This window comes from Fulvivirga sp. M361, from assembly GCF_007097395.1.
In the GTDB taxonomy this organism is placed as follows: Bacteria; Bacteroidota; Bacteroidia; order Cytophagales; family Cyclobacteriaceae; genus Fulvivirga.
Map to the genome: position 1 here is coordinate 93115 of NZ_VKDC01000026.1, position 12218 is coordinate 105332.

Here is a 12218-nt window from a genome sequence, read left to right on the forward strand (position 1 = left end):
TTAAGGTCGGGTAGTACTTTTTACAGCTTTTATTTGTTCGATCAATTCCATCATCTCAGGCTGTTCCCGGTAATCGTCATACATACTGCGAACCTTTTCCGCAAATGGTTCTTTGGGAGGATATACGATCTCTACACCTGCTTCTTTTACCGCAGCAAGACACTCTTGTTCAGAGGCTTGCCACAGTACCCGTTGATGAATGGCTGATTCCATTGCAGCAGCTTTCAACCAGCCTTGCTGTTCCGGAGTAAGGCTTTTCCAGGTACTGGTACCCACAATGAGAACGTCTGGTACAGAAGTATGCTCATTAATAGTGTAAAACTTACAAACTTCATAATGCCTGGAGAAAAAGAAACTGGGTGGATTGTTTTCCGCACCATCTACTACCCCCTGCTGAAGTGCTGTATAAAGTTCTCCCCATGCTATCGGAGTAGGTGAACCCCCTAATTGTTCTATCATGTTCACCGCAGTTTTACTTTTCTGAACACGAATCTTTAACCCACGAAGATCACCCGGTGTTTGTACTGGTTTTCCCTTTGTATAGAAGCTACGACTTCCTGCATCATAAAAACATAACCCTTTCAACCGATATTTTTCACCTTCATCCAGCAGCTGCTGCCCTACTACTCCATCAAGCGCCGCATAGCGATGCTCACGATTTCTAAAAATATACGGAAGGCTCAGAACCTCGTAGCCCGGCGCAAAATTCTCTAATACTGCTGCTGATACTTTTGTAAGGTCCAGGCTTCCGATCTGGAGTAACTCCAGACACTCTCTTTCCGCACCTAACTGACCACTAGGGTAAATAGCTAACTGCATTTTTCCGCCTGATTTTTCTTCCAGTTTGGTAGCCATGAACTCCATACCTTTGTGTACCGGATGTGTGATATCCAACCCGTGGGCCAGGCGTAATACTTTCACTTTTTTCTCATCACCACAACCTAAGACAAGCACCAAGAACATTAAACCGAAAAGCAACTGTATGGATCTCATCATAATTATGTACCTGGCAACCGGTATGTAATGCATACGTAAGCTACGCGGGCGAAATTAACTTTTTTTACTTTAACGATATTATCAGAAGTTAAAATAGTTTTTGGCATTGTAATAACATATGTTTTTGATCATACCACTAAGTAGCTCTATGTCATAAGGTATTTCACCATTGACTACATCTTTTCCGATTAAATTACACAGTATCCTTCTGAAATATTCATGCCTGGGGTAAGACATAAAACTTCTTGAATCGGTCAACATTCCTACAAAATGACTTATCAGCCCCATGTTTGATAGGGTATTCATCTGTCGTTCCATACCATCTTTTTGATCAAGGAACCACCATCCCGATCCAAACTGCACTTTCCCGGCTACTGAACCATGATTAAAGTTACCGATCATGGTAGCTATCGTTTCATTGTCTGAAGGGTTCAGGTTATAAAGAATGGTTTTGGCAAGTTGATCTGAATTATCCAGATGACTTAAAAACTGTGAGAGCGTACGAGCCTGACTGAAATCGCCAATGGAGTCAAACCCTGTATCAGGACCCAATACGCGTAGCATTCGCTCATTGTTATTGCGAATAGCCCCGATATGATATTGCTGTGTCCATCCCTGCCGGTGGTAGAGCTTACTCAACGCTATCAAAACGGCATACTTGAATTTGTGTAACTCACCTGCTGCAAGGGCAGAACCACCCATAACTTTCAAAAATATCTTGTTTACCTCTGAAGGTGTGACCTTTTCGTAATAGAATTGCTCCAACCCATGGTCCGACAATCTGCAGCCGTTTTCATGAAAGAACAGTATCCTTTTCTCCAAGGCTTCGATCAAAGCGCTAAATGAATCAATATGAACACCGGTTAGCTCTGACAGGCGCTCTATATATTTCAGGTAACCGGGTACATTTTCTGCAGCATATGCTTTATCAGGACGAAAAGTAGGTAATACTTTAATTTCAAACTCTTTCTTCAGCTTAATATGATGCTCCAGGCTATCGATAGGATCATCTGTAGTACATACTACCTCTACATTCATCTTGCGAAGAATATTGCGGCTGCTAAACTCCTTGGTATTAAGTTTCGATGTGGCCTCTGTATAAATGGCCCTGGCGGTATCCGCATTTAAGATATCATTGATGCCAAAATACCTCCTTAGCTCTAAGTGGGTCCAGTGATACAATGGATTTCTTAGTGTAAAAGGTACTGTATCCGCCCATTTATAAAATTTATCCTCATCTGAAGCGTTTCCGGTAATGAATTTTTCTTCAATACCGTTAGCACGCATAGCTCTCCATTTGTAGTGGTCTCCTTCAAGCCATATCTCTGTAAGGGTTTTAAATTGCCGGTCATTGGCAAGGTCTTCAGGTGATAAGTGGCAATGATAGTCTATGATGGGCATCTGGCTGGCATGCTCATGGTAGAGCTCTTCTGCTATTTCATTTTCCAGAAGAAAGTCAGCGCCAATAAATTGTTTGAAGCTTATGTCGTTGATATTCACTATAAATAAATTTAAATGGTCAATTGGAGGGCTTTTTTTATACCCCATTCCACTCCTCGTATTTCTGCCAGTCCTTTTAACCTGCCTATACCTGAATATCCGGGGTTGGTTTTTTTTTCAAGATCGTCGATCATTTGATGACCATGATCCGGCCTCATCGGCATATGTATGTCCCCTCTACCGGATTCTTTTCTGCGAACCATTTCCTGCAATAGTGATCTGATCACTTCATACATGTCAACATCTCCTGCCAGATGGTCTGCTTCGTAGAAGTTACCGTACGCATCTCTTAAAGTACTTCTTAAATGAACAAAGTGTATTCGACTACCAAATTGTGTAGCCATAAAAGCCAGGTCATTATCCGGGCGCACTCCAAAAGAGCCCGTACAGAAGGTCAAGCCATTGGCTGTAGTATCAACAGCATCAAACAAATACTGCACATCTTCAGCCGTACTTACCACTCTGGGCAGTCCGAACAGTGGAAAAGGCGGGTCATCGGGATGAATGGCCATATTTACGCCTGCTTCTTCAGCCACCGGGATGATTTCTTTCAAAAATTCTATGATGTTGGACCTAAGTCCATTGGCGTCAATACCCTCGTAGTCGCTAAGTTTATGCTTAAAATCAGTGACTGTATAGGATTCTTCTGCTCCCGGCAAGCCGGCCAAAATATTTTTCACCAACAGGTCACGGGCATTCTGGTCCATACTTTTGAGTAGCTTTTCTGCCACTATCACTTCATCGTTACTATATGATGTGTTTTCTCTTTTCAGGATAAAAAGGTCAAAGGCTGTCATGGCTGCCCGGTCATAGCGAAGGGCACGGGCGCCATTGGCCAGCTCATACCCCAGATCAGTACGCGTCCAATCCAACACCGGCATAAAATTGTAGCAAACCGTTTTTATACCTTCTTTTCCGAGGTTGCGGATAGATGTCTTATAATTATCTATATATTCCAGGTAATTCCCTTTTCTGGTTTTAATATCTTCATGAACAGGGATACTTTCCACCACACTCCATACAAGTCTTTTTGATGCGATCTCCTTAATACGTTTTTTTATTTCTTCACTGGTCCAGGCCACACCATTGGAAATATGATGTAAGGCCGTAACAACACCTGTGGCCCCTGCCTGACTAATATGGGCAAGTTTAACAGGATCATTGGGTCCATACCAGCGCATGGTTTGAATAAAGCTCATAATTATACTCCGCTAAAAGCACTGAATCCACCGTCAATAGGGATAATAGTGCCGGTTACAAATTTAGAAGCATCTGAACACAGCCATATCAACGTGCCTGCCAGTTCTTCCGGTGCTCCGAAACGTCCGAAAGGCGTATGCTCCACAATAGTCTTACCACGTGCTGTAAGTGAACCGTCCTCGTTCGTTAGCAGGCTCCTGTTTTGATCGGTAAGAAAGAAACCCGGGGCAAGGGCATTGACCCTGAAACCTTCACCAAATTTGCCGGCAAGCTCCACCGCCAGCCATTTGGTATAGTTATCAATAGATGCCTTAGCTGAGGAATATCCCATAACCCGTGTAAGAGGTTGCTGAGCAGACATAGATGAGATGTTTATGATACATCCGGCTTTGGCGGATATCATAGGTTCCAAAAACACCTGGGTGGGAATTACACTCCCCAGGTAATTGAGTTCCAACACCTTTTTGGTATCTGCTACCGAAAGATCTAAAATGCTTTGATCCGGCCCAACAGTAGAACCAGGCATATTGCCACCCGCTGCGTTGATCAATACATCTATTTTGCCATAATCATTCAGCAGCTCAGCACGTACGGATCTCATTACTTCCTCATCAAGTACATCTGATCGATAGGCTTTGATCTTCCACCCGTTTTGCTCCGCTTCCACCAGTAGTTCATCTGATTTTTCCGGATCACGATCCAGCAGCGCTATTGCCACACCTTCCCGGGCCAGCGCTCTGGCCATCGCCGTTCCTAAAATACCCGAACCACCAGAAATGGCGGCTACTTTGCCATTGAGATTAAATAAAGTCTGTATCATTTGAATGTATTCCTATTGTGTGACTTTTGAACCAACAGACACCCTTACAATAGTACTCAGATTAATAGAAGATTTTAGTAATACATGCAATACAGGAACTATGCAGCCCCATTTTTGAACGATTGTTACCACTTCTCATGGTTTCATTTACTATCCTATCATGACAACTCTTAAAGACAATTTAATAAGACGGCTTGAGATGTTATATTAAACACCTCTTTATGTACTGCGCTGTCTGCTCACGGTATGTGTCCAAATCAACAGAGCATTATTTCATCTTATTAATACTACCGTAGCGGCTACCTGCATTATTGTCAGAATTAATCATTTTCTGATGTAAAAGGTCGTCCGGCTATGGTTACATTAGAAAACAAGAGATCCTCTGTATGTTGAAATTCGCTGTTTTCACCCGCCGTTCTGATCTTGATATTGTTTAAATAAATTCGTTTGATAAACTGATCGGGTACACCGACTATTTTGAAGGGTTTCATTTCCACATTTCCACAGGTAATATCAGAAACATAAAAGTCATTAAACGCGGTAGGAAAATGATTGCCCCTATATCCGTGATAGTCCATTCTGAAGATGAACATCGCCTCTCTACAAGAGGAAATGGTTGTGTTTCGGATAAAAATGTTTTCCACCTGCCCGCCACGGTCCAGGTTACACTTAAAGTTTAAGGCATGTTTACCATCGGAAATGGTGTTATTCTCAGCAAACATATAGAACACACCACCACTCATTTCCGAGCCTATACACAATGCATTTACGCCACTCATTAATTGATTATTCCTGATAATAATATTACGACTGGCAGGTCTTATCCAGGCATCCTGATCTCTTCCTGCTTTCACAGCGATGGCATCGTCATGTGTTTGTACGGTACATCCTTCTATAAGTACATCTTCACAGCTATCAGGATCAATGCCATCATCATTCAACGTATGCCCAAAAACTTTCAGGTTTCTTATGGTTATATTTTTGCTAAAAATAGGGTGTACGGTCCAGAAAGGGGAGTTTTTCGCCGTAAAGCCTTCGAGTAATACGTTGTTACATTCATAAAACTCTATCAACCCAGGACGCAGGTAATGCGATTTGGCATCACCATAACCATCATCATTGCCATCACCATCCGCATCCATAAAGCCATTCCCAAATACACGATGATAGTCCGGGATGGTATCGTTTCCCATTTGACGTAGTCTTTTTTTATCTGGTTTTTGGAGCTTTCTCCACTCCTCGGACCAATGTGCTGCCGCACCATCAATGACCCCTTCTCCTGTAATGGCTATATTAGTTTGCCGATAGGCGTAAATAAGGGGAGAATAGTTATAACACACTGTTCCTTCCCATCTTACTTTTACTACAGGTAAATAGTCTCCGGCCTCCTGGCTAAAAAATATCCTGGCCCCTTTGTCCAAATGCAAATTCACGTTACTCCTTAAGTGAATGGGTCCTTTTAAAAAGAATTGACCGGCCGGTACACGCACAGTACCTCCGCCTTCTTCAGAACACTTATTTATAGCCTGCATAAACACCGGGAGATCATTGGTAATCGAATCTCCCTTTGCTCCTGACAGCTTCACATCATATAGGTTAGATCTGAATTGAGGTGGATTTATTCTGGCCATCAGGCTGTCTATGCTATTCCATGCTTTTGCCTCATAAGCCCGGGCAATTTCTAACGTAAAGGCTTTCTGTTGTTCTTTTTGAGGTGTAGTACAAACTATACACAGTAACAAGAGCGACAAACAAAGTAGTGCTTTAATCATAGTATTTTAAAATTATATCTGCACGATACGTGAAACTATTGGTTCCTTTGAAAGCAACAGCCTATTGTACACCTAAAATCATTAACCGGAAAACCGAGATACAAGGTTCACCGCATACTTTCATTCATACTCTTAAAGACGATGGGTGATGGATTTTCCATTACGCAGGTGAGCTTTCAGGTTATCAGGTCAATCCTTAACCTGTACTGTTCATGGAGCTAAGGTCTAGCTTTAATCAATACTACTTTACAACTTGTAAGGTCTGTTGATCCATGAAATCTAAATCGACTAGCCATTACCAAAGCCGAACTTGCTCAAAACCTTCTTCCTGGAATTTAGTTGCTTAAACAGATACCCAGATTTAAGGAAAAAATAACAAGGCATATAATTTAGCCATTAAAAGCTGTTCTTTTCACTCATTGCAACTCAATTATGCAGAACATCTGTTAAATGGCAGAAATGCCATACCTATTCATTACCTAATGCTTATCCTTCCCATTTTTAGAAATAGACATAGGCAGATACATACTGTTTTAAGGTCAACATCTCAACACGTGTTTTAAGCCTGGTTTGTTCACACCTTTCATTCTCATTAAATCCATCAATTGCCCTTCGGAATACTGGCAAACGAAGGAATTTGATCTGCTTATGACTGAATTATTACATCCACTCATTTTATAATTGACTAAGAACAGATAAATTCCTCATTGGCTTCCGCATTACATATCTCAAAATTGAGCCCAACGTTACCTGTTCTTAGTTGCCTGATGTTATAGCTGAGAAGGAGCTTGAGTTTATTTGTACCAAATTGGCTATTCCCTTATTTAGTACTTTATTATTTTAAACTCCGTTCGCCTGTTTTTCTGATGTTCATCTTTGGAGCATTTTACCCCGTCTGAACACCGGTTGATCAATTGGCTTTCTCCATACCCTTTACCGGTTATCCGATTTTTACTTATGCCTTTAGAAACGACATATTCAGCGGAAGCTTTGGCCCTATTGTCTGAGAGTCTTTCATTAGAAGAGGCGCTCCCACGACTATCGGTATGCGATCCCAGTTCTATCTCGATGGTAGGATTTTCCTTCATTATTTTTACGATCTTATCGAGTTCCATGGCAGCATCCGTTCTAATGTTGTACTTGCCCAGGTCAAAGTATATGGGATTAATATCAATAAGCTTACCTATGTCTGTACCTACATCAATTTTATCCATGCGGATGTTGAGAAACTCGTTAAGATTGATTGTTCCAGGCTCTTTCAGTTCGGTATTGTAGGTCATCATTTTAGAGAGGTAACCTTCCCGTTCCAGCTTTATCTGGTAACTTATCCGGTCGTTGAGCTCTTTATCTTCTATGCTTTTGAAGAATTCCCCCTTATTATCAGTAGTGACGTTCAGAGCTTGTTTTCCAGTCATGTTATCAATCATGGTCACCTTTACACCTTCAATAGCCTGTCCCGATCCTTTCTCTTTTATAGTACCCAAAAGGTTAAAGCCATAATCTGGTTTGAGATTGAGGTTTTTGATCCAATCCAGTTTAGTGTTATCGTTGATATCCACTTGTGCATTGTTCGATAGATATTCTTCTTTGGTTACTTCAAGCGTGTATTGTGTTTCCGGGTCTACCAAAAAAAAGTATTCTCCTTTCGCATTGGTAATGGCTTGCTCCAAAACTTTACCATCGGGCCCTTTAAGGCTTACTGCTGCGTTGGATAGTGGCTGTTTCTTATCACTATCAGCGATCACCCCCTTAAGCGTGTAGCTTCGGAGAAGTGGTCCGGTCGAAGTAAAGGAATAAATATCATCGTTATTTTTACTCCCCTCCCTGTTACTGGAAAAGTAGCCTTTACCCGCACGGATGATCAACCCAAAATCATCAAAACTGCTATTGAGTGGTTTCCCTAAATTTACGGGTATCGACTTATCCAGCTTCTCCAGGTCAATGCCGAACTGATCCAGGCCCCCAAAGCCGCCGTGACCATTGCTGGCGAAAAAAAGCTGATTTTCATCAGAAACGAAGGGGAACATCTCGTTTCCTTTCGTGTTCACTGTTTTTCCCATATTTTCAGGTTCTGACCATTCTCCTTCTACCCACTTTGACCAATACAGATCCGTACCCCCATACCCTCCGGGCATATCAGAGACAAAGATCAAGAGTGTTCCATCTTCCGTTACTGTAGGATGGCCCACTGAATATTCAGAGCTATTGTATTTAAACTTTAAAGGTTTATTCCATGTGCCGTCTGCATTTTTAGAAGAGGTATACAATTTCAGTTTCGTAATGCCTTCACTACTTCTGCCCAGGGAGCCAAAGTAGTCATTCCGGGTAAAGATCATCCGAGTAGCGTTGCTATATATTGCCATAGGGCCTTCATGGTATTTCGAATTGATCTGCTTATGGAATGCCTCTATTGTTCCGGAGGGGTCTGCCAGGTAAATGTTAAGGTATTCCGATTTATCCCAATTGAATAGGTTGGGCAATGCTTTATTTTGCTCACGTGCGGATACAAATAACACCTGGTCACCTTCATAAAATGTGGGACTGAAGTCAGATGCACCGGAGTTAAAGCCGGTCAAGGTAATGGTAACCTGTTTCGACCGATCTTCCTGGTTGGTGAGATTGTCGATTGCCTCAATTTTCATGTCAGGTCGATTATCCTCACTGGTAAAAGTGTCGTATTTTTTATACCATTTTTTGGCATCCTCATAATTTTCCATGCTGCTCAGAGCTTCAGCATAGTGTAAATAAGCCAAAGGTTCTGACACTTGACTTTCTAGTGCTTTGGCATACCACTCTGATGAGCTCGCCGGGTCGTTCAGTTTTCTATAGCTATCCGCTATTTTTAATACAATTCCCGGCTTATCCGTTTTGTCCAGGGCGATCTTGTATTGATCGATGGCTTGTGTGTAGGCAAATTCATTGAAAAGTTCGTCTCCTCGCTGCTCACTTGTTTTGAACAGATTGCCTATTTGACCATCAGCGTGCCCGGATATCAGAATGGCAAACAAGAGAAGTTTGATTTTACTTTTGGCTTTCATAATTAAAAATATCTTGGGGTAATGATCCTTGATTTATTGGAGCCAAAGCGATAATTCACCATAAATTCGTGTGAACCTCCGTTAACTCTTCTTAGCTCAGAAGTGGTGGCAAAATCATAGGCGTAGCCGAATTGTAATTTTGGGGTAACTTGAAACTGAACCAGTGCATCAAAGGAATCAAAGGATCTCCACGATACACCCAACCATACTATATCGTGAATGAGAAAATTCGCATTCACATCAAATTCCAAAGGTGCTCCATCCACAGCTTTTACCAGAATATTGGGTTTTAACTTTAGTGAACGGCTCAGGTCAAAGACGTAACCCACTGTGCCGAAGTAGTGCCTTACAATTCTTGAATCTGAGTCCGGGTTGTCTCGGTCAAATTCATTCTCAAGGAGTTGAGGAACGGATATACCCGCATAAAAACGATCTGAATATATGTAGGTACCAAAACCAAAATTACCCTGTGATTCGGAAACATCTATTCCAACCTGATCATTTTCAAAAGCTTCACTTAACCTGGCATCAAAGAAAGTTACTCCTCCCTGCAACCCAAAGGACAATTTTATGTTTTCGCTGACTGGAATACGATAAGCATAGGACAAATAGGCTCCCGTTTGATCGGTAACACCAATCTCATCGTGCAGCAAAACCAGCCCAAGTGCGAACCGCTGATTGACCACCGGAGAATGCAGACTGAAGGTCTGCGTGCTGGGCGCCCCATCAATTCCGGTCCACTGTTCTCTCGCCAGCGCCGTAGCGCTTACGGTTTCATGGGAACCTGCGTATGCAGGGTTAAGCACCAGGCCATTGAACATGTATTGAGTGAACATGGCCTGCTGCTGAGCATAACCCACCTGGCATAACCATAACAGCGCTATGTATATTGTTGATCTTTTCATTGTCATTATTATTATCTTTTGAGAATTACAAATCCATTAAGAGGGGCGCTGCCATCTCCCAGATCGATGAGATAGAAATAGGTACCATCAGGCACTTCACTGCCAATCGTCAGGATACCATCGGACTGACCAATCCATGCCCGATCCACATTATTGTAGCTTTCTATTTTTATAATTTCATTTCCCCATCTGTTAAAGACGTGCACTACATTGCCAGGGTAGTTCTCAATGTTAGGAATCTGCCATGAAGGGTTTTCACCATCACCATTCGGTGAGAATCCCTTCTTTGGTATCACGGCCTGGCCTTCTGTACAATCATCAGCATCCAGGTAATCCGGCATTCCGTCCAGGTCACAATCATCATTGGTCAGGTCCCCATCATCATTGGCATCCTCCTGCATAGTGGGGATTCCGTCTCCGTCGTCGTCATTGTCCAGATAGTCGGGGGTGCCATCCTCATTAGTATCGTCATCTGTCAGATCTCCATTATTATTTCGGTCTTCGCCCGTGTTCGGTATTCCATCTCCATCGGCATCTTCATCACAGGGATCTCCGAGCCCATCAGCATCAGTGTCCGTTTGCTGATCATTAGGCACATCGGGACAGTTATCTGATACGTCCGCGATTCCATCATCATCACTGTCAATAGCAACAATCAATTCATCTGTAGTGACATCGGCCCTGCTATCAGAACCATTGCTGTTCACCACTGCGATATCATATGTACCATCAGACAGGGGTGTGGTCAAACCGGTCAGGTCAAGCGACCAGTTCCCGCTGCCATCGATAATCAGCTCCGGGTCTGTACCCAATACATAGATCACTCCATTGACTGTAACTTCGAGTTCTGTGGCGTTGAGCTCATCCCAGGTTCCTGTAATGAAAGGTAGCCCGTCATTACTTGCGAAGGCGTTGACAGTGGGCTCAGTGATTGTTGTGTTGAACAGAGTGATTGCCTGGGTTGCGGCTGTATTATCATTACCCGCGTCATCTTGAGCTACCCCATCTGCCACGTCAATGGTAATATCACCATTGCCATCGGGTGTGATATCTGCCGTGTAGGTATTGCCATCGACCGTCACAAAATTCGAGGCACTGCCATTTCCAACACTGATATCGGCCAACGAAAAACCTGTTACATCTTCGCTGAACTCAATGGTCACATTATAGCTCGCTGTGCTGTTGACTAATGCAGGCTCCCCCTGGATATCCACTGTCGGAGCGGTGTTATCAAACAGCGTTACCGTCTGGGTAGCGGCCGTGTTGTCATTGCCTGCACCGTCCTGCGCTGCCGCCGTGGCTACGTCAATCGTGATGTCACCCGTACCGTCCGGGGTAATGTCTGCCGTGTAAGTATTGCCGTCAATAGCCACCAGGTTGGAGGCGGAACCGTTGCCAACACTGATATCGGCCAACGAAAAACCTGTTACATCTTCGCTGAACTCAATGGTCACATTATAGCTCGCTGTGCTGTTGACTAATGCAGGCTCCCCCTGGATATCCACTGTCGGAGCGGTGTTATCAAACAGCGTTACCGCCTGAGTGGCGGCCATGTTGTCATTGCCAGCGCCGTCCTGCGCTGCCGCTGTGGCTACGTCAATCGTGATGTCACCCGTACCGTCCGGGGTAATGTCTGCCGTGTAGGTATTGCCATCGACCGCCACAAAATTCGAGGCACTGCCATTTCCAACACTGATATCGGCCAACGAAAAGCCTGTTACATCTTCACTGAACTCAATGGTCACATTATAGCTCGCCGTGCTGTTGACTAATGCAGGTTCACCCTGAATATCCACTGTCGGAGCAGTGTTATCAAACAGCGTTACCGCCTGGGTAGCGGCCGTGTTGTCATTGCCTGCACCGTCCTGCGCTGCCGCCGTGGCTACGTCAATCGTGATGTCACCCGTACCGTCCGGGGTAATGTCTGCCGTGTAGGTATTGCCATCGACCGCCACAAAATTCGAGGCACTGCCATTTCCAACACTGA

8 protein-coding genes are annotated in these 12218 nt (G+C 43.5%); all 8 read right to left on the bottom strand.

Features of this window, described 5'->3' with window-relative positions; all coding sequences use genetic code 11:
* Window positions 1–996, bottom strand: a complete 996-nt coding sequence (locus tag FNH22_RS23120; protein WP_255518141.1) for a TRAP transporter substrate-binding protein — start codon at window positions 994–996, stop codon at window positions 1–3.
* Window positions 997–1077: 81 nt separating this feature from the next.
* The gene (uxaC, locus tag FNH22_RS23125) at window positions 1078–2496 is read right to left on the bottom strand and encodes a glucuronate isomerase (protein ID WP_255518142.1); all 1419 of its coding nucleotides are present in this window, start codon (window positions 2494–2496) and stop codon (window positions 1078–1080) included.
* 11 nt (window positions 2497–2507) lie between these two features.
* On the bottom strand, window positions 2508–3695 hold the full coding sequence (uxuA, locus tag FNH22_RS23130) for a mannonate dehydratase (RefSeq protein ID WP_143400828.1): 1188 nt from the start codon (window positions 3693–3695) through the stop codon (window positions 2508–2510).
* A 2-nt stretch (window positions 3696–3697) separates the two neighbouring features.
* On the bottom strand, window positions 3698–4516 hold the full coding sequence (locus FNH22_RS23135; RefSeq protein WP_221420332.1) for an SDR family oxidoreductase: 819 nt from the start codon (window positions 4514–4516) through the stop codon (window positions 3698–3700).
* Window positions 4517–4836: 320 nt separating this feature from the next.
* Window positions 4837–6288 (bottom strand): glycoside hydrolase family 28 protein, encoded by a 1452-nt coding sequence (locus FNH22_RS23140; protein ID WP_143400829.1) that lies wholly within the window; start codon window positions 6286–6288, stop codon window positions 4837–4839.
* An 824-nt stretch (window positions 6289–7112) separates the two neighbouring features.
* Window positions 7113–9326, bottom strand: coding sequence for an OmpA family protein (locus FNH22_RS23145; protein WP_143400830.1), 2214 nt, complete (start codon window positions 9324–9326; stop codon window positions 7113–7115).
* A gap of 2 nt (window positions 9327–9328) precedes the next feature.
* Window positions 9329–10231, bottom strand: coding sequence for a type IX secretion system membrane protein PorP/SprF (locus tag FNH22_RS23150; protein WP_185154369.1), 903 nt, complete (start codon window positions 10229–10231; stop codon window positions 9329–9331).
* A gap of 11 nt (window positions 10232–10242) precedes the next feature.
* Window positions 10243–12218, bottom strand: a 1976-nt coding sequence (locus FNH22_RS23155; RefSeq protein ID WP_143400832.1) for an Ig-like domain-containing protein, incomplete at its 5' end; no start/stop codon positions are given.